19 protein-coding genes and 1 tRNA gene are annotated in these 16,884 nt (G+C 68.1%); 8 read left to right on the plus strand and 12 right to left on the minus strand.

All coding sequences use genetic code 11. From position 1 onward, the window contains the following. Nucleotides 1–4: 4 nt before the first annotated feature. The 6 genes from arsB to ponA2 form a co-directional block, all read right to left on the minus strand. Nucleotides 5–1,105, minus strand: coding sequence for an ACR3 family arsenite efflux transporter (arsB, locus tag G6N58_RS10275; RefSeq protein ID WP_115278804.1), 1,101 nt, complete (start codon nt 1,103–1,105; stop codon nt 5–7). Next, nucleotides 1,102–1,473 carry an ArsR/SmtB family transcription factor gene (locus tag G6N58_RS10280; RefSeq protein WP_115278803.1) on the minus strand — a complete coding sequence of 124 codons (372 nt, stop codon included), beginning with the start codon at nt 1,471–1,473 and terminating at the stop codon, nt 1,102–1,104. Before G6N58_RS10280 ends, arsB begins: the two co-directional genes overlap by 4 nt. 181 nt (nt 1,474–1,654) lie before the next feature. After that, nucleotides 1,655–1,728: transfer RNA gene (locus tag G6N58_RS10285), tRNA-Pro, on the minus strand. Nucleotides 1,729–2,010: 282 nt separating this feature from the next. Next, entirely contained in the window at nt 2,011–3,105 is a 1,095-nt protein-coding gene (gene cds1, locus G6N58_RS10295; RefSeq protein ID WP_115278802.1) for an L-cysteine desulfhydrase Cds1, read from the minus strand. Beyond that, the gene (locus G6N58_RS10300) at nt 3,102–4,064 is read right to left on the minus strand and encodes a metallophosphoesterase (protein WP_115278801.1); all 963 of its coding nucleotides are present in this window, start codon (nt 4,062–4,064) and stop codon (nt 3,102–3,104) included. Before G6N58_RS10300 ends, cds1 begins: the two co-directional genes overlap by 4 nt. A 38-nt stretch (nt 4,065–4,102) precedes the next feature. Beyond that, the gene (gene ponA2 / locus G6N58_RS10305) at nt 4,103–6,550 is read right to left on the minus strand and encodes a transglycosylase/D,D-transpeptidase PonA2 (protein ID WP_068914646.1); all 2,448 of its coding nucleotides are present in this window, start codon (nt 6,548–6,550) and stop codon (nt 4,103–4,105) included. 288 nt (nt 6,551–6,838) lie between these two features. Between ponA2 and G6N58_RS10310 the strand changes: the two genes are divergently transcribed. Further along, nucleotides 6,839–7,204 carry a WhiB family transcriptional regulator gene (locus G6N58_RS10310; RefSeq protein ID WP_068914647.1) on the plus strand — a complete coding sequence of 122 codons (366 nt, stop codon included), beginning with the start codon at nt 6,839–6,841 and terminating at the stop codon, nt 7,202–7,204. Between the two features lie 14 nt (nt 7,205–7,218). Here the strand turns inward: G6N58_RS10310 and bagB are convergent, their stop codons facing one another. Then, nucleotides 7,219–8,334, minus strand: a complete 1,116-nt coding sequence (bagB, locus tag G6N58_RS10315; RefSeq protein WP_068914648.1) for an ATPase BagB — start codon at nt 8,332–8,334, stop codon at nt 7,219–7,221. A 2-nt stretch (nt 8,335–8,336) separates the two neighbouring features. Beyond that, entirely contained in the window at nt 8,337–9,356 is a 1,020-nt protein-coding gene (gene bagA, locus G6N58_RS10320; protein WP_068919458.1) for an ATPase BagA, read from the minus strand. A 48-nt stretch (nt 9,357–9,404) separates the two neighbouring features. Here bagA and sp36 point away from each other — a divergent pair, with 48 nt between their 5' ends. From sp36 to G6N58_RS10335, 3 genes are read left to right on the plus strand one after another with little or no spacing between them, the layout of a single operon-like run. Then, on the plus strand, nt 9,405–9,566 hold the full coding sequence (gene sp36 / locus G6N58_RS10325; RefSeq protein ID WP_115278799.1) for a Sp36 family protein: 162 nt from the start codon (nt 9,405–9,407) through the stop codon (nt 9,564–9,566). Beyond that, nucleotides 9,563–10,018, plus strand: a complete 456-nt coding sequence (locus G6N58_RS10330) for a RidA family protein (protein WP_068914649.1) — start codon at nt 9,563–9,565, stop codon at nt 10,016–10,018. The genes sp36 and G6N58_RS10330 overlap by 4 nt, the downstream gene beginning before the upstream one ends. After that, the gene (locus G6N58_RS10335; protein ID WP_115278798.1) at nt 10,015–10,791 is read left to right on the plus strand and encodes an MBL fold metallo-hydrolase; all 777 of its coding nucleotides are present in this window, start codon (nt 10,015–10,017) and stop codon (nt 10,789–10,791) included. The genes G6N58_RS10330 and G6N58_RS10335 overlap by 4 nt, the downstream gene beginning before the upstream one ends. Before the next feature lie 54 nt (nt 10,792–10,845). On the opposite strand, the gene crp is transcribed toward G6N58_RS10335, so the two are convergent. Continuing rightward, nucleotides 10,846–11,520, minus strand: a complete 675-nt coding sequence (crp, locus tag G6N58_RS10340) for a cAMP-activated global transcriptional regulator CRP (protein ID WP_005138643.1) — start codon at nt 11,518–11,520, stop codon at nt 10,846–10,848. A 104-nt stretch (nt 11,521–11,624) separates the two neighbouring features. After that, nucleotides 11,625–11,939, minus strand: a complete 315-nt coding sequence (locus tag G6N58_RS31175; RefSeq protein ID WP_115278797.1) for a hypothetical protein — start codon at nt 11,937–11,939, stop codon at nt 11,625–11,627. 104 nt (nt 11,940–12,043) lie between these two features. On the opposite strand from G6N58_RS31175, the gene nth reads away from it, so the two are divergent. The 4 genes from nth to marP are packed head-to-tail and all read left to right on the plus strand — an operon-like array spanning nt 12,044 to nt 15,397. Further along, the gene (gene nth, locus G6N58_RS10350) at nt 12,044–12,799 is read left to right on the plus strand and encodes an endonuclease III (RefSeq protein WP_232067811.1); all 756 of its coding nucleotides are present in this window, start codon (nt 12,044–12,046) and stop codon (nt 12,797–12,799) included. Beyond that, on the plus strand, nt 12,796–13,425 hold the full coding sequence (locus G6N58_RS10355) for a TlpA family protein disulfide reductase (protein WP_115278795.1): 630 nt from the start codon (nt 12,796–12,798) through the stop codon (nt 13,423–13,425). Before nth ends, G6N58_RS10355 begins: the two co-directional genes overlap by 4 nt. Then, nucleotides 13,422–14,213: an NUDIX hydrolase gene (locus G6N58_RS10360; protein ID WP_115278794.1), complete on the plus strand. Its 792-nt coding sequence runs from the start codon at nt 13,422–13,424 to the stop codon at nt 14,211–14,213. Before G6N58_RS10355 ends, G6N58_RS10360 begins: the two co-directional genes overlap by 4 nt. After that, complete coding sequence (gene marP, locus G6N58_RS10365) at nt 14,210–15,397, plus strand: acid resistance serine protease MarP (protein ID WP_115278793.1); 1,188 nt, start codon at nt 14,210–14,212, stop codon at nt 15,395–15,397. Before G6N58_RS10360 ends, marP begins: the two co-directional genes overlap by 4 nt. On the opposite strand, the gene G6N58_RS10370 is transcribed toward marP, so the two are convergent. Both G6N58_RS10370 and G6N58_RS10375 read right to left on the minus strand, forming a co-directional pair. Further along, a complete protein-coding gene (locus G6N58_RS10370; RefSeq protein WP_115278792.1) occupies nt 15,390–16,322 on the minus strand; it encodes an alpha/beta fold hydrolase in 933 nt (310 codons plus the stop codon). The two genes, marP and G6N58_RS10370, sit on opposite strands and share 8 nt — an antisense overlap. Next, entirely contained in the window at nt 16,322–16,828 is a 507-nt protein-coding gene (locus G6N58_RS10375; RefSeq protein WP_068914658.1) for a phage holin family protein, read from the minus strand. The genes G6N58_RS10370 and G6N58_RS10375 overlap by 1 nt, the downstream gene beginning before the upstream one ends. Nucleotides 16,829–16,884: the final 56 nt, after the last annotated feature.

Consider the following 16,884-nt stretch of genomic DNA (forward strand, 5'->3'; position numbering starts at 1 on the left):
GGTGTTACGACTCCTGTGTCGAGGGGGCTGACGGAGCGGCGCTCTGATCGGAGAAACGTCGCCGCAGGGCCAGTGATACGTAGACCAGGGCGACCAGGACCGGAACCTCGATGAGCGGGCCGACGACGCCGGCCAGGGCCTGTCCTGAGGTGGCGCCGTACGTGGCGATGGCGACCGCGATGGCGAGCTCGAAGTTGTTGCCTGCGGCCGTGAACGCGAGTGTGGTGGTGCGTTGGTAGCCAAGTCCGATTGCGGCGCCGAGGAGATACCCACCGACCCACATGATGGCGAAGTAGGCCAGCAGGGGCAGCGCAATGCGCACCACGTCGAGGGGGCGGCTGGTGATCTGTTCGCCCTGCAGTGCGAAGAGAATCACAATGGTGAACAGCAGTCCGTAGAGTGCCCACGGCCCGATCCGGGGCAGGAACGTGGTTTCGTACCAGTCGCGGCCCTTGGCCTTCTCGCCGAGTCGACGCGAGAGATAGCCCGCCAACAGCGGGATGCCGAGGAAGATCAGCACCGATTTGGCGATCTGCCAGGGCGAGGTGTCGATGGTGGTTTGTTCGAGGCCCAGCCAGCCGGGCAGCACCGACAGGTAGAACCAGCCCAGGACGGCGAACATGACGACCTGGAAGATCGAATTGAGCGCGACCAGGACAGCCGCGGCTTCGCGGTCACCGCAGGCGAGGTCGTTCCAGATGATGACCATGGCGATGCAGCGGGCCAGCCCGACGATGATCAGCCCGGTGCGGTACTCGGGCAGGTCCGGAAGCATCAGCCACGCCAAGGCGAACATCAGGGCCGGTCCGAACACCCAGTTCAAGAACAGCGAGCTCAGCAGCAGTGTGCGATCGCCGGTCACGGTGTCGAGGCGGTCGTAGCGCACCTTTGCCAGCACCGGGTACATCATGATCAGCAGTCCGAGTGCGATCGGGAGTGAAATGCCGTCGATCTGAACGCTTTCCAGCGCTGTGTTCAGACCGGGGATCCAGCGCCCGAGAAGCAGGCCGCCGACCATCGCGATGCCGATCCACACCGGCAGGAACCGGTCCAGGGTGGAGAGCTTCGCGACGACCGGTGTTGACGACGCCACTGTCCCGGTCACGCTGTCGCCTCGGCCAGTGCCGCGGCGTTGAACGCCAACAGATCCGACAGCTCGCCGAGGGCGGCGGGGACCACGGCGTAGTACACCCAGGAGGCGCGACGCTCGGAAGTCAGTAAGCCGGCGTCGCGCAGGACCTTCAGGTGGTGCGAGACGGTGGGCTGCGAGACGTCGATGCCTCCGGAGATGTCGCACACGCACGCCTCACCACCGGCGTGGCTGGCGATGGCGCTGAACAGCCGCAGCCGCACCGGATCGGCCAAGGCCTTGAGCTTCCTGGCCATCTCGGCGGCGGCCCGCTCGGTCAGCGGCTCCTTCAGCAGGGGCGCGGTGACGCAACAAGCGTCCGCAGCATCGACTGGATTCGACATTCATCGATATTGACATCTATCGAATCAGGGTGCAAGCGAACGTTTTGTGAACGACGGCTGGGTGTGCACCTCAGCCGCACCACCGTCTCGCTGCTTGGTGGTGCGGATCAGCTGTGCGCCGGACAGCAAGAAGGCCCCGACCGGTTCCCCAGTCAGGGCCTCTCACCTGCGATCACACGAGTCGGGGTGGCGGGATTCGAACCCACGACCTCTTCGTCCCGAACGAAGCACGCTACCAAGCTGCGCCACACCCCGTGAAGCCACGACAGCCTATCGCACGGGTAGCCCGCGGTGCCAAACGCATAAAGATCCGGCGATCTGGGAACAGGACCACCGAGGACCGATACGCACGCAAAACCCGCGATGGGGATGGAAATGGCGTGTCGTAGACGTTGTGCACGGTAAGCGAGCGCACACTGCGCAATAGATAGACGACACGAGAAGGTGGACGGCCATGACTGCTCTGGGTGCAGCTATCTACGGCGGCTTCTTTGCGCTGGCCGCTCTCTGGCTCTTCCTGACCGCCGATGAGGGCGATCAGACCCAGGAGCAGGATCTCTCGAACTCCGACAGCTTCGCGGCCGGGCCGCTGGTGTCAAGCTCCATGGTCTCCAGCCACTCAGGCGAGAAGTAGGTATCGGCGTAGCGGTCGCCGCTGTCGGCCAGCAACGTCACCACCGATCCACTGCGGCCCTGCTCCACCATCTCTGCCAACAGGCCGAATGCCCCCCAGATGTTCGTGCCGGTGGAGGCGCCCACCCGTCGGTCCAATACGCGGCTGACGTGGTGAGCCGCTGCCACGGACGCCGCATCGGGCACGCTGACCATTCTGTCGACCACGTGCGGGAGGAACGACGGCTCCACGCGGGGGCGTCCGATGCCTTCGATGCGTGAGGAGGCTCCCGTCACGACGTCCTCGCCCCGTTCGTAGGACTCGAAGAACGCAGAGTTCTCCGGATCCACCACGCACAGCTTGGTGCTGTGCCGCCGGTAGCGGATGTAGCGCCCCAATGTCGCGCTGGTGCCCCCGGTGCCTGCGCCCACCACTATCCACTCCGGAACCGGGTGCTGCTCCTGCTGCATCTGCGAGAAGATGGACTCGGCGATGTTGTTGTTTCCCCGCCAGTCCGTGGCCCGTTCGGCGTTGGTGAACTGGTCGAGATAGTGGCCGCCGGTCTCCTGGGCCACCCGCTGCGCCTCGGCATACACCTCGGAGGAGCGCTGCACGAAATGGCATCGCCCGCCCTGCGCTTCGATCAGTGCGACCTTCGACGAACTGGTGGAGGCCGGCATGACGGCGACGAACGGCAGTCCCAGCATCGCTGCGAAATACGCCTCGGACACTGCGGTCGACCCCGAGGAGGCCTCGACGATGGTGGTGCCCTCGTGCACCCAGCCGTTGCACAACGCATAGAGAAACAGTGAGCGCGCCAACCGGTGCTTGAGACTGCCGGTGATGTGCGTCGTCTCGTCCTTCAGATACAGCGCGACGTCCACACCGTCACACCACGACGCCGGCAGCGGATACCTCAGCAGATGGGTGTCCGCGCTTCGGCGCGCGTCGGCTTCGATCAGCCGGATGGCGTTGTCCAGCCAGTGCCGCGGGCCCCCGCGATCGACGACTCGGCTCAATGCACCGACGACGCGGTGGGGTGCGACTGTCCGACCGTGCGGCCGGAATCCCGGCCGCCGGTGGGGGCCGCGATGAGCGTCAGCAGCGTCGCCTCCGGCCGGCAGCAGAACCGCACCGGCGCGTACGGCGAGGTACCGATGCCCGCGGAGACATGCAGCGCGGTGTCGGCACCCCAGCGCGAGGCGCCCTTCACCCGCGAGCGGTCCAGGTCGCAGTTGGTGACCAGGGCGCCGTAGAACGGCAGGCAGAGCTGCCCGCCGTGGGTGTGGCCGGCCATAATCAGCTGGTAACCGTCGGCGGCGAAGCGGTCCAGCACCCGGGTGTACGGCGAATGCGTCAGACCCAGACGCAGATTCGCCGCAGCGCTGGCCGGTCCGGCGACGGTGTCATAGCGGTCCCGGTCGATGTGCGGATCATCCACTCCCGCGGCGGCGATCGTGACCCCGCCCACCTCGAGCTCACGGCGGGTGTGGGTCATGTCCAGCCACCCGCGTTCGGTGAACGCCGCGCGCAGGTCCTGCCACGGCAACGGCGTGCCGTGGGTGCGGAAGCCCTTGTCGTACAGGTACTTCGCGGGGTTCTTCGGAGTGGGCGCGAAGTAGTCGTTGCTACCGAACACGAACAGCCCCGGCACCGAGAGCAGGTCGCCGAGTGCCTGCACCACGGCTGGCACGGCCTTGGGATGCGACAGGTTGTCGCCGGTGTTGACCACCAGATCGGGCTCCCAGCCCGCCAGGTCACGCAGCCACGCCTGCTTGCGGCGCTGCCCGGGACGCATGTGAATGTCCGACAGGTGCAGCACCCGCAACGGCGACGACCCCGGCGACAGCACCGGCATGGTGACCTCGCGCACGACGAACGCATTGCGTTCGATGACCGCGGCATAACCGATGCTCGCGGCCGTCGTGCCGAGCGCCACTGCTGCGGTGTTCTTCAGAACCTGCAATGCGGCAGCCATGAGTCCAGCCTACTGCCGCACCCTGGGACCGTCGCGAGTTACGGGGGTGGTGGCGGAGGCGGAGCGGGCGCAGGCGGGATCAGCACCGGCACCGTGATGGGCGGCAGCCCTGGGATCTGCACCACCGTCTGGCCGAACTCCGGTGGTGCGCCGGGCGGCGGAACACCGGCAGGCGGCGGCGGGGGCGGCGGCGCGATGCCGTTGCTGATCTGGATCGTGATGATGGAGCCCGGGATGGTCTGGCCGCTGGGCGAGGTGCCCACCACGGCGCCCTGCGGCGACGAGCTGTTGACCGGTGTGGCCTGGTCGGCCACCTGGAATCCGGCGCTGCGCAGGCGCTCACGCGCGGCGTCCTGCGTCAGCCCGGCCACGCTGGGTACCCGCCCGCCCGGTGCGCCGTCGACGTACCGGGGATCGGTGGGCGGCAACGCCACTTCGCCGTAGTTGGTGGCGATGGGCGCCATCGCGGTGAACCAGGTGCGGGCCGGCTCGTTGCCGCCGAACAGGCTGCCGGATCCACACTGGCGCAGCGGGAACGAACAGAGCTCGCTGGGTGTGGTCGAGTCGTCGTAGATGTAGTTGGCGGCTGCCAGCTGGTTGGTGAACCCCAGGAAGCCCGAGGACCGGTTGGCCTCGGTGGTGCCGGTCTTGCCCGACATCGGAAGGGTCCAGCCCGCCGAGGCCGCGGCCGACGCGGCGGTACCGGAGCCGCGGTCGTCCTCACTCATGGCGTTGGCCAGGGTGTTGGCCAGGCCCTCGGGAACCACCTGCTCGCAGGTGGAGGTGGTGACGGCCACTTCGTTGCCGTCGCGGTCGAAGACCTTGTCGATGGGGTTGGGCGGGCACCACACCCCGCCGGAGGCCAGGGTGGCCGCGACGTTCGACAGTTCGAGGGCGTTGACCTCGATCGGTCCCAGGGTGAACGATCCGATGTTCTGGCGCTTGACGAAATCGGCCAGGCTCTCGTTGCTGTCCGGGTCGTAGTCGCGGGCGGTGCCCGGCTCGGCGTAGGACCGCAGCCCCAGCCGGACCGCCATGTCGACCGTCTTCTGCACGCCCACCTGCGAGATCAGCTTGGCGAATGCGGTGTTGGGTGAGGTGGCCAGGGCGTCGGTGATGCTCATCTGGCCGCGGTAACCGCCCGCGTTCTGCACACACCAGGTGTCGCGCGGGCAGCCCCGGGCGCCGCCGCTGCCCAGGCCCTTGGCCTCGAACCGGCTGGGCACGTCGAGGGTGGCGTTGATGCCCATGCCCATTTCCATCGCCGCGGCGGTGGTGAACACCTTGAACACCGATCCCGCGCCGTTGCCGACCAGGGAGAACGGCTGCGGCTGCATGGTCTCGCCGGCGTCCAGGTTCAGCCCGTAGGTGCGGTTGCTCGCCATGGCCAGGATGGGATGGTTCTGTTTCCCGGGGCGGATCACGCTCATCACGCTGGCCACACCCTCGAGATCGGCGGGGGCGAACTCGTTGATCGAATTCTTGACCTGGGCCTGCACGTCCGGGTCGAGGGTGGTGCGGATCAGATACCCACCCTTGGCCAACTGTTCCTTGGTGATGCCCGCCCGCGCCAGGTACTCCTGCACGTAGTCGCAGAAGAACCCGCGGTCACCGGCGGCGATGCAGCCCCGCGGCAGCTCCTGGGGCTGGGGCAGGATGCCCAGCGGCTCGGCTTTCGCGGCGCGCAGTGCGTCGGCGTGCTCGGGCACGTTCTCGATCATAGTGTCGAGCACCACGTTGCGGCGGGCCAGCGCACCTTCGGGATTGGTGTACGGATTCAGCGTCGAGGTGGACTGCACGAGCCCCGCGAGCAGGGCGGCCTGCTGCCAGTTCAGGGCGGCGGCGTCGATGCCGAAGTAGGTCTGGGCGGCATCCTGGATGCCGAAGGCGTTGTTGCCGAAAGACACCAGGTTCAGGTAGCGGGTCAGGATCTCGGGCTTGGTGAATGTCTTGTCCAGCGTCAGCGCCATCCGGATCTCGCGCAGCTTGCGGGCCGGGGTGGTCTCGATGGCCGCGCGACGCTCGGCGTCGGTCTGGGCGGTGACCAACAGCTGATAGTTCTTCACGTACTGCTGCTCGATGGTCGAACCACCGCGGGTGTCGGGGTCGCCCGACAGGTATCCCGACAGGCCGGTCAGCGTGCCCTGCCAGTCGACACCGTTGTGTTCGGCAAACCGACGGTCCTCGATGGACACGATTGCCAGTTTCATCGTGTCGGCGATTTTGTCGCTCGGAACCTCGAAGCGGCGCTGGGTGTAGAGCCAGGCGATGACGTTGCCACGGGCGTCCACCATCGTGGTGACGCCGGGAATCTCACCTTCGACGAGTTGCGACGATCCGTTGGCGACGACGTCGGAGGCGCGATTGGACACCAATCCCAGACCGCCGACGACCGGGAACATCAGCGCCGCCGTCAGCACACTGGCCAGCAGGCAGCACCAGGCCAGCTTGATCAGCGAGACGGCGACCGGGGGGCGGTCCGACATGGTCTACAGAGTAATGGGATCTGCGCGGGCCCCGACTCTCGCAGGTACCCGGCGGGACGTGCAGAAAAACGGTTTCGTACCCCACGAAACCAAGTTTTGGCTGAGGGACTGCACGGTTGTGCCAAAAAAGTCGCGATCTGACTGTTGCCAAAACGCGACCTGACCACCTAACTTAGACACACAGTGCGACACAGGTAACAGAAAAGTGCGCAATGTGGCGTAGATCGCAACAGCGGTTTGCACACGGACACTGGCCGAGGTATCGGCCTGAGCGAAGGGGAGTTCGCTATGTCAGGAGTTCGGACCGCATCGGGGACGATCGCCGCCACCGCCGTGACCGCACCCATTCCGAGCCCGCTGCAGGGCGCCGAGGGTGAGGCCCGGATCGCCTGGGTCTCCCAGGCCCGCTGCCGCGGAGCCGACCCTGACGAGCTGTTCGTGCGAGGCGCCGCCCAGCGCAAGGCCGCCGTGATCTGCCGGCACTGCCCGGTGATCGCCGAGTGCGGTGCCGACGCCTTGGACAACCGCGTCGAGTTCGGCGTCTGGGGTGGCATGACCGAACGCCAGCGGCGCGCTCTGCTCAAGCAGCACCCCGAGGTTGTTTCGTGGGCTGACTTCTTCGCCGCCCAGCGCAAGCACCGCAGCGCTGGCTAATTCTGTCGCCGGCGTCAGTGCGTGATCTGATCGGCGATGGCGCGCAGCGCCTCGAGGTCGGAGACGTCGAACGGCAGTGACGGCACCCCCACCAGCGCCACCTTCGGGTTGGCGCCGGTGAACCGGCCGAGCAGACGCACCTCGCGTTTGGCCGTCAGCGCCCGGTCCGCATGCACCCGCAGCATGGCCGCGGTCAGCGAATCGGGATCGTCGGCCTCCAGCGCCTCGGCGCCGTCGGTCGCCCGCTCCACCGTCAGCGAGCACAGCGTCGGATGGGTGCGGTTGAGGATCAACCCGGCCAGCGGCATGCCCTCCTGGGACAGCCGGTCGACGAAGAACGACGCCTCGCGCAGTGCATCGGGTTCGGCCGCCGAGACCACCACGAACTGAGTGCCGCGCCGCTTCAGCAGTTCGTAGGTACGGTCCGCCTTCTCACGGAACCCGCCGAACGTCGAATCCAGTGACTGCACGAAAGCCGAAGCGTCCGAAAGCATCTGGCTTCCCAGAATGGTCGACATGCCCTTCATGGCCAGGCCCACCGCACCGGTGACCAGCCGGCCGATGCCGCGGCCGGGGGCCAGCAGCAGCCGCCACAGCCGACCGTCCATGAAGCTGCCCAGCCGCTTGGGGGCATCCAGGAAATCCAGGGCGTTGCGCGACGGCGGCGTGTCCACCACCACCAGGTCCCACCGGTCCTCGGCGAGCAGCTGGCCCAGCTTCTCCATCGCCATGTACTCCTGCGTGCCGGCCAACGACGTCGCCACGGTCTGATAGAACTGGTTGTCCAGAATCGATTGTGCGCGTTCGGATCCCGAGTACTCGACCACCATCTCGTCGAAGGTGCGGCGCATGTCGAGCATCATCGCGTGCAGTTCGCCGGACACCTCGGCGCCCAGGGGCACCTCCTGCGGGGTGTTGCCCAGGTCCTTGATGCCCAGCGCCTGGGCCAGTCGCTTGGCCGGGTCGATGGTCAGCACCACCACCGAGCGGCCGTACTCCGCGGCGCGCAAAGCCATCGCGGCCGCCGTGGTGGTCTTGCCGACACCGCCGGCGCCGCAGCAGACCACGACGCGGTTGGAGGTGTCGCGCAGGATGGACTCCATGTCCAGTGCCGGTGGTGTGGTGCTCATGGCTATCGAACCCCCTGTGCTGCGAGCGCCTCGGCCAGCTCGTACAAGCTGCCCAGGTCGATCCCGTCGTTGATGGCCGGCAGTTCCAGCCGCGGCACCTTGATGGCGTCCAGTTGTTCGGCGCTCTCGGCGCGGGCCCGGATGCGGGTGGCGTGCTGGATGGTCTCGGTGAGCAGCCCCGCGAAGTCGTCGTCGGACAACGTGATGGCGGCCTTGGCCAACTCCGCGCGCACCGCGTCGGCGTCCACGTCGCCCTCGGCGGCCTTGGCCAGCGCGTCGGGCGGCAGGAACGCCGGGATGTTGCGGTTGACGATGACGCTGCCGATGGGCAGGTCCAGCTGCTGCAACTCGTCGATGGCCTCGACCGTCTCCTGGATCGGCAGCGCCTCCAGCAGCGTGACCAGGTGGATGGCCGTCTGCTCGGAGTGCAGCAGCTTGACCACGCCCTCGCTCTGCGAGTGCACCGGCCCGCCCTTGGCCAGGTCGGCGACGGCCTTGGTGACATCGAGGAAGCGGGCGATCCGGCCGGTGGGCGGCGAGTCGACCACGATGGCGTCGTACACCGGCTTCTTGTTGCGGTCCAGCCGCACCACGGATTCCTTGATCTTGCCGGTCAGCAGGACATCGCGCAGCCCCGGCGCGATCGTCGTCGCGAACTCGATGGCTCCGATCCGGCGCATCGCCCGGCCGGCCAGGCCGAGGTTGTAGAACATGTCGATGTATTCGAGGAAGGCCGCTTCGGTGTCGATGGCCAGCGCGTTGACCTGACCGCCCTGTTCGGCGGTGGCCACCTTGACTTCCTGGTAGGGCAGCGGTGGTACGTCGAACAACTGGGCGATACCCTGTCTGCCCTCGACCTCGACCAGCAGAACCTTGCGCCCGCCCGCGGCCAGCGCCAGGGCCAACGCGGCGGCCACGGTGGATTTTCCGGTACCGCCTTTGCCGCTGACGAAGTGCAGTCGGGCTTTCGTCAACCGGGAGGGCCAACCGACGCTGGTCGGGCCGCTTGCTGTGGACGCCATGGTTTGCATGCTAACCATGCGGATGAGGGCGGCGGCTAAGCTCTGCCCATGAGCGAACCGACCATCTGGGAGTACGCCACCGTGCCGCTGCTCACCCACGCCACGAAACAGATTCTCGACCAGTGGGGAGCCGACGGGTGGGAGCTGGTCTCGGTGCTGCCCGGCCCTACCGGCGAGCAGCACGTCGCCTACCTGAAGCGGCCCAAATGAGCTGGTCGGCCACGCTCTCCGAACTCGGCATCGAGCTGCCCCCGGTGGTCGCACCGCTCGCGGCGTACGTCCCCGCGGTGCAGACCGGCAACCTCGTCTACACCTCCGGCCAGCTACCGATCACCGACGGTCAGTTGCTGAGCTCGGGCAAGGTGGGCGCCGACGTCACCGCCGAGGACGCCAAGCAGCTGGCCCGGGTGTGCGCGCTGAACGCCCTGGCCGCCGTGCACGCCCTGGTGGGTATCGACGCGGTGGTCAAGGTGGTCAAGGTCGTCGGCTTCGTGGCCTCGGCCCCCGGCTTCGACGGCCAGCCCGGTGTCATCAACGGCGCCTCGGAACTCTTCGGTGAGGTCTTCGGGGATGCGGGCGCACACGCCCGCTCCGCCGTCGGTGTCGCCGAGTTGCCCCGCAACGCGCCGGTCGAGGTAGAGATCGTCGTCGAGATCGCGTGACCCTCGAGCACCCGGCCTACGCGCAGCTGCGTCCGGTGACGGACTCGGCCTCGGTGCTGTTGTGTGACAACCCCGGTGTCATGACCCTCGAGGGCACCAACACGTGGGTGCTCCAGGGTCGGGGCAGCGACGAGCGGGTGATCGTCGATCCCGGACCCGACGACGACGCGCACATCGAGCGGATCGCGGCGCTGGGCCGCATCGCTCTGGTGTTGATCAGTCACCGCCACGGTGATCACACCGACGGCATCGACAAGCTGGTGGAGCGCACCGGCGCGGTGGTGCGCTCGGTGGGCAGCGGCTTCCTGCGCGGGCTCGGGGGGCCCCTGCGCGACGGCGAGGTCATCGACGCCGCCGGCCTGCGGATCACGGTGCTGGCCACCCCGGGCCACACCGCGGATTCGGTGTCCTTCCTCAGTGACGGCGCCGTGCTGACCGCCGACACGGTGCTGGGTCGCGGAACCACGGTGATCGACACCGAAGACGGCAGCCTGCGGGAGTACCTGGATTCGCTGCACCGGTTGCGCGGGCTGGGGAAGCTGCGGGTGCTGCCCGGCCACGGCCCTGATCTCGACGACCTCGAGGCCGTCAGCGACCTGTACCTGGCGCACCGCCAGGAGCGCCTCGATCAGGTGCGCGGTGCCCTGCGCGAGCTGGGGGACGATGCGTCGGCGCGCCAGGTTGTCGAGCACGTCTACACCGACGTCGACCAGAAGCTGTGGGAGGCGGCGGAGAAATCCGTGCAGGCCCAGCTGGACTACCTCAACGAGTGATCTGTGGAGTCTCAGCGGCGGTGCGCACCGCTGAAACTCCACAAACCACAAGAACTAGCGAGCCCGGCGGGCCAGCCGCTCGGAGTCGCTGATCAGCACGCTCTTGCCCTCGAGGCGGATCCAGCCGCGGTGGGCGAAATCGGCCAGAGCCTTGTTCACCGTCTCGCGGGAGGCGCCGACGAGCTGTGCGATCTCCTCCTGCGTCAGGTCGTGCGTGACGCGCAGCGCGCCGCCCTCCTGGGTGCCGAAACGCTGAGCGAGCTGCAGCAGCTGCTTGGCCACGCGGCCGGGCACGTCGGTGAAGATCAGGTCGGCGAGGTTGTTGTTGGTGCGGCGCAGGCGGCGTGCCAGCACGCGCAGCAACTGCTCGGCGATCTCGGGGCGATCGGCGATCCACGCGCGCAGGGCATCGCGGTCCATCGACACTGCGCGCACCTCGGTGATGGTGGTGGCGCTGGAGGTGCGCGGACCCGGGTCGAAGATCGACAGCTCGCCGAACATGTCGGACGGACCCATGATCGTCAGCAGGTTCTCGCGACCATCGGGTGAGCGACGGCCGATCTTCACCTTGCCGGAGATGATGATGTACAGCCGGTCGCCTGGTTCGCCCTCGGCGAATACGGTGTGCCCACGCGGGAAGTCGACGGGCTGCAGCTGCTTGGTCAGCGCTGATACGGCGCTGGGTTCGACTCCCTGGAAGATTCCGGCCCTGGCCAGGATCTCGTCCACGTTGCCCCTCTTAAACTCTTGGCTGGTTGTGATGTGCGCCGACCAGCCTCTACCTGTGATTTCGATCTAAGTCTAGAGGTAAGCGGTGGAGCAACGAGCCAACGCTACACACGATCGGCATGGCGAGTCGGCTGAAACTGCGGATTCCCTTCCACCGGGATCCGCGCCGACGGGCTCAACCGGGTGGGCAAACCGGGTTCACCGTCGAGCGCCTCGAAGGCCGCGCGCAGCGACGGGAACGACGGGAAGTCCGATTCGAAACGCGGTGCGGGCGTCGGCGCCGGCCGCAGCGCGGGCTGTTTGGTCAGCTCAGCGCCGTCGCGGGCGTTGCCGGGGCAGATGCCGGACTCCAGTCGCTGAAGCCCGAAGGTCGCCAGCATGAGCAGGCCGGGAACCGACGCCGCGAGCAACCAGGACACGACGAGAAGTAAACACGCGCGAGGTCTCAGCAGGATCACGGTTTGTCAACCGCTCGGACATGGCGGTAACGAATTCTGTCGGAGCCGGTCAGTAGCCTGAGAACGTGGCGAGCAGGACGAAGTCGAGTGCCCAGTGGGACCAGGAGACGCACCGGGGATTGGTGCGCCGCGCGCGACGGATGAATCGCACGCTCGCCATGGCGTTTCCGCACGTCTACTGCGAGCTGGATTTCACCACCCCGCTGGAGCTGTCGGTGGCCACCATCCTCTCGGCGCAGTGCACCGACGTCCGGGTCAACCAGACCACCCCCGCGTTGTTCGCCAAGTACCGCACGGCCGCGGATTACGCCGGCGCCAACCGGGCCGAACTCGAGGAACTGATCCGGCCCACCGGCTTCTACCGCAACAAGGCCAACTCGCTGATCGGGCTGGGCCAGGCGCTGGTGGACAAGTTCGACGGCGAGGTCCCCCGCACCCTCGACGAGTTGGTGACGCTGCCGGGAATCGGCCGCAAGACCGCCAACGTGGTGCTCGGGAATGCGTTCGACATCCCCGGCATCACTGTGGACACGCACTTCGGGCGGCTGGTCCGGCGCTGGCGCTGGACGGCCGAGGAGGACCCGGTGAAGGTGGAGATGGCGGTCAGCGAGCTGATCGAACGCCCGGAGTGGACGCTGCTGAGTCACCGCGTGATCTTTCACGGCCGCCGTGTCTGCCACGCCCGCAAGCCCGCCTGCGGGGTCTGCGTCCTGGCCAAGGACTGCCCGTCGTTCGGTGCCGGACCCACCGACCCGCAGCTGGCCGCCCCGCTGGTCAAGGGCCCTGAGACCGAGCACCTGCTGGCCCTGGCCGGGTTGTGAGCAAGGCGGGCCTGTGGACCGTCGCGACGCTGGTGCTGGTCGCGGTGCTGGTGGGGGCGTTCCTGTCCGAACTTCGCGACCCGCCGCAGGCCGGCGCGCCGAATGGTCTGCCCGCTGCCGCTGAGCTGACCCAGGACCCCGCCGACCTGGCTCAGGCCCGCCAAGCCGCGGATCTGCCGCCGTGCCCGGCGGGTCAGGGCCCCGGTCCGGCCGCGCTGCGGGGGGTGTCGGCATCCTGTGCGGCCGACGGCGCTGCAGTGGACGTGGCCCAGTCGCTCGCCGGTCGCCCGGTGCTACTGAACCTGTGGGCGTACTGGTGCGGTCCCTGCGCCGACGAGCTGCCCGCCCTCGTCGAGTACCAGCAGCGGATGGGGGAGCGGGTCCTGGTGGTCACCGTGCACCAGGACCCCAATGAGGAGGCTGCGCTGGACCGGCTCGCCGAATGGGGGGTGCGGCTGCCCACCCTGCAGGACGGTGACCGGCGCATCGCCGCCGCGCTGAAGGTTCCCAACGTCATGCCTGCGACGGTGTTGATCGGTTCGGACGGTAGCGTGACCGAAGTCCTACCCCGCGCGTTTGTCAGCGCCGACGAGATCGCCGAGGCGGTGGGCGACCGACTTCGATGAGAGGGGTACCGCCGGTGAGCAGTGCGGTCCCCGTGGCGCCCGACATCGGTCCGGACTGGTTGCGGCCGCTGCTGGACAACGTGCACGAGGTCCGTGCTGCCTACCGGCGGCGGGTGCCTCCGGAGCTGCTGGCGTCGATATCCCAGGCCGCCGAGACCACCGGCAGCGGCCGCGATGCCGCGGTGCTGGTGCTGTTCTCCGGCCCGGACACCGCAGCGCCCGACTCCGTGGTGCCGGGCCTGCCCGACGAGGCCGACCTGCTGGTGACCGTGCGGGCAGCCACGCTGCGCCACCACGCCGGGCAGGCGGCCTTTCCCGGCGGCGTCAGCGATCCAGGTGATGATGGACCGGTTGCCACCGCCCTGCGGGAGGCCTGGGAGGAGACCGGGATCGACGTCACACGGCTGCGCCCGCTGGCCACGCTCGAGCGCATGTTCATCCCGCCGACGGGCTTCTTCGTGGTGCCGGTGCTGGCCTATTCGCCTGACCCCGGTCCGGTCGCGGTGGTCGACGAGGCCGAGACCGCGATCGTCGCCCGGGTGCCGCTGCGGGCCTTCATCAACCCGGAGAACCGGCTGACCGTCTACCGGACCACCAACACCCGCCGCTTCGCCGGACCGGCGTTCCTGCTGAACCAGATGCTCGTGTGGGGGTTCACCGGACAGGTGATCTCCGCACTGCTCGACGTGGCCGGATGGTCGGTCCCCTGGGACACCACCAACGTCGTCGAACTCGAGGAGGCACTCGCGCTCGTGGGCGGCGGACAGACTCACGGAGACCTCCGGTGAACCCCTCGCAGTGGTTGGACATCGCGGTCGTCGCGCTCGCGTTCATCGCAGCGGTGTCCGGCTGGCGTTCCGGGGCCCTGGGTTCGGTGATGTCGTTCATCGGTGTCATCCTGGGCGCTGTTGCCGGGGTGTTGCTGGCCCCCCACCTGGTCAACCACATCGACGGGGCTCGCACCAAGCTGTTCGCGGCGCTGTTCCTGATCCTGGCGCTGGTGGTGGTCGGCGAGGTGGCCGGCGTGGTGCTCGGCCGCGCAGTACGTGGTGCTGTGCGCAATCCCGCTGTGCGACTTGTCGATTCACTCATCGGGGTGGGTCTGCAGGTGATCGTGGTGATGGTCGCTGCGTGGTTGCTCGCCACCCCGTTGACGTCGTCGGATCAGACCAATCTGGTGAATGCCGTCAAGGGTTCCAAGGTGCTGGCCCAGGTGGACGAGGTGGCGCCGGAGTGGTTGCGGGCAGTGCCCAAACGCCTCTCGGCCCTGCTGGACACCTCGGGTCTGCCGGCCGTGCTGCAGCCGTTCGGCCGCACCCCGATCGTGGAGGTGGCCCCGCCGAATGCAGTGCTGGCCACCGACGCGGTGGTGGCGGCCGTGCAACCGAGCGTGGTGAAGATCCGCGGCGTGGCGCCGGGATGCCAGAAGGTGCTCGAGGGAACCGGATTCGTGGTCGGGCCCCAGCACGTGATGTCCAATGCGCACGTGGTCGCCGGATCCGACACGGTCACCGTCGAGTCCGCCGGCCAGACCTACGACGCCGTGGTGGTGTCCTATGACCCCAACGCCGACATCTCCATGCTGTTCGTGCCCAATTTGCCTGCCGCGCCGCTGGACTTCGTCGACGAGCCCGCGGCGACGGGTACCGACGCGCTGGTGCTGGGCTACCCCGGTGGCGGCGACTTCACGGCCACGCCCGCCCGGGTGCGCGAGATCATCGAGCTCAACGGTCCCGACATCTACCGCTCCACTACGGTGAACCGCGAGGTGTACACCATCAGGGGCACTGTGCGCCAGGGTAATTCAGGCGGGCCGCTGATCGACGGGCAGGGCCGCGTACTGGGCGTGGTGTTCGGCGCTGCCGTCGACGACACCGACACCGGGTTCGTGCTGACCGCCAAGGAGGTGGAGCGTCAGATGTTGAAGGTCAACGCCACCGAACGGACGCCCACCGGATCTTGCGTCAGCTGACCGACAGGAACCGCATCAGGTGCTCGTTCACCTGATCGGGCGCCTCTTCGTGGCCGAAATGGCCCGCCTCCGAAAGGGACACGAACCGCCCGTGCGGGGCGTAGCGCTGGGTGCGGTCCACCGGATCGGCCAGCACGTACGGATCGGCATCGCCGCGCATGTGCAGCACCGGAATCCCGATCTGCCGCTTCATCTGTTTCATGAAGCGCCTGCCCTCGCTGCGTAGCTGACTGCGCACCGCCCAGCGCTGGTACTCCAACGCGCAGTGCGCCGCGCCCGGGATCCGGATCGCAGTGCGCAGGTGATTGATGGTCTCCGCGAAGTCCTCCGACGCCAGCCACTTCTCCGAGGCGCGGCTACGCACCAGGGCTTCCAGATCGTCGGCGCCGCGGCGGGTCAGCACGCGCTCGGGCCAGCGGGGCAGCTGATAGGCCAGCAGGGAGGGCAACAACGCCCGGCCCTGATCACGACGTGTCAGCGCGGCGCGGCGCAGCGCCGTCGGGTGTGGGGAACTGACCAGCGCGATGGACCGGACCAGCCGCGGGTGCAGCACCGAGGTGGCCCAACACACCAGGCCGCCGTCGGCGTGGCCCACCAGCGTGGCCGAGGTGTGCCCCAGCGCGCGGATCAGGCCGCCGGTGTCGCCGGCCAGCGTCCAGCCGTCGTAGCCGCGCGGAGGTTTGTCGCTGGCGCCGTAGCCGCGCAGATCGACGGCCACCACCCGCGCTCCGGAGAGCCCGCGCAGTTGGTGGCGCCAGGACCACCAGAAGGAACCGAAGCCGTGCAGCAGGACCACCAGCGGGGCATCATGATCGGGGGACCCGGCCTCGGCCTCGACGACGTGGAACCGGATACCGTTCGCGTGGACGTCGTGGTGACGCCACGGCCCGCCGATGCGGACGGCGGACGGATCCGGGGGCGGCACTACCAGCCTGAGGGGTCAGTGGTCGCCGGAGCTTTGGTTGCCGGTGCCTGCGGCGTCTTGTCACCCGGGGTGAACGCGGCCTTGGTCTCTTTCACCGTTTCGATGGTCTGCTGCGGGCCGCGGATCTTGCGCACCTTGCGGTAGCCGAGCAATGCCAACAGTGCAGTGGTCAACACCATCACACCGAAGACGATCAGGAAGGCCGCCCACCGCCACAACCAGGTGTCCAGCAGCTCGGCGACGAAGAAGAAGAAGAAGAAGGTGGAGTAGAACAGCACCACCAGGGCGAGGATGAAGAAGACGCTGCCGGTCAGCCCTTTCTTGACATCCCGGGTGATCTCCGCGCGGGCCAGTTCCACCTCGGCCCGCACCAGCGTGGAGACCTGCGTGGTGGCGTCTTTGACCAGGTCGCCGATCGACGGATCCGCGGGCACGGCGTTGGGATCGATCAGCGGGATCGACGTCACGGTCGCGGGCACACCATTCTTGCGGTCACCATTGCTCACGGCTTCATGGTGCCATGTCTGGTTCACTGGGGACGACCCCGGCCAAACCCCGACTT

Origin of the sequence: Mycolicibacterium tokaiense (assembly GCF_010725885.1) — a bacterium.
GTDB classification, from domain to species: domain Bacteria; phylum Actinomycetota; class Actinomycetes; order Mycobacteriales; family Mycobacteriaceae; genus Mycobacterium; species Mycobacterium tokaiense.

Excerpts from the sequence above, each read along its gene's own strand:
- G6N58_RS10330 (WP_068914649.1), top strand. The coding sequence starts at position 9,563 with ATGAGCTGGTCGGCCACGCTCTCCGAACTCGGCATCGAGCTGCCCCCG.
- G6N58_RS10360 (WP_115278794.1), top strand. The coding sequence starts at position 13,422 with ATGAGAGGGGTACCGCCGGTGAGCAGTGCGGTCCCCGTGGCGCCCGAC.
- bagB (WP_068914648.1), bottom strand. The coding sequence starts at position 8,334 with ATGAGCACCACACCACCGGCACTGGACATGGAGTCCATCCTGCGCGAC.
- sp36 (WP_115278799.1), top strand. The coding sequence starts at position 9,405 with ATGAGCGAACCGACCATCTGGGAGTACGCCACCGTGCCGCTGCTCACC.
- bagA (WP_068919458.1), bottom strand. The coding sequence starts at position 9,356 with ATGGCGTCCACAGCAAGCGGCCCGACCAGCGTCGGTTGGCCCTCCCGG.
- G6N58_RS10280 (WP_115278803.1), bottom strand. The coding sequence starts at position 1,473 with ATGTCGAATCCAGTCGATGCTGCGGACGCTTGTTGCGTCACCGCGCCC.
- G6N58_RS10300 (WP_115278801.1), bottom strand. The coding sequence starts at position 4,064 with ATGGCTGCCGCATTGCAGGTTCTGAAGAACACCGCAGCAGTGGCGCTC.
- G6N58_RS10310 (WP_068914647.1), top strand. The coding sequence starts at position 6,839 with ATGTCAGGAGTTCGGACCGCATCGGGGACGATCGCCGCCACCGCCGTG.
- ponA2 (WP_068914646.1), bottom strand. The coding sequence starts at position 6,550 with ATGTCGGACCGCCCCCCGGTCGCCGTCTCGCTGATCAAGCTGGCCTGG.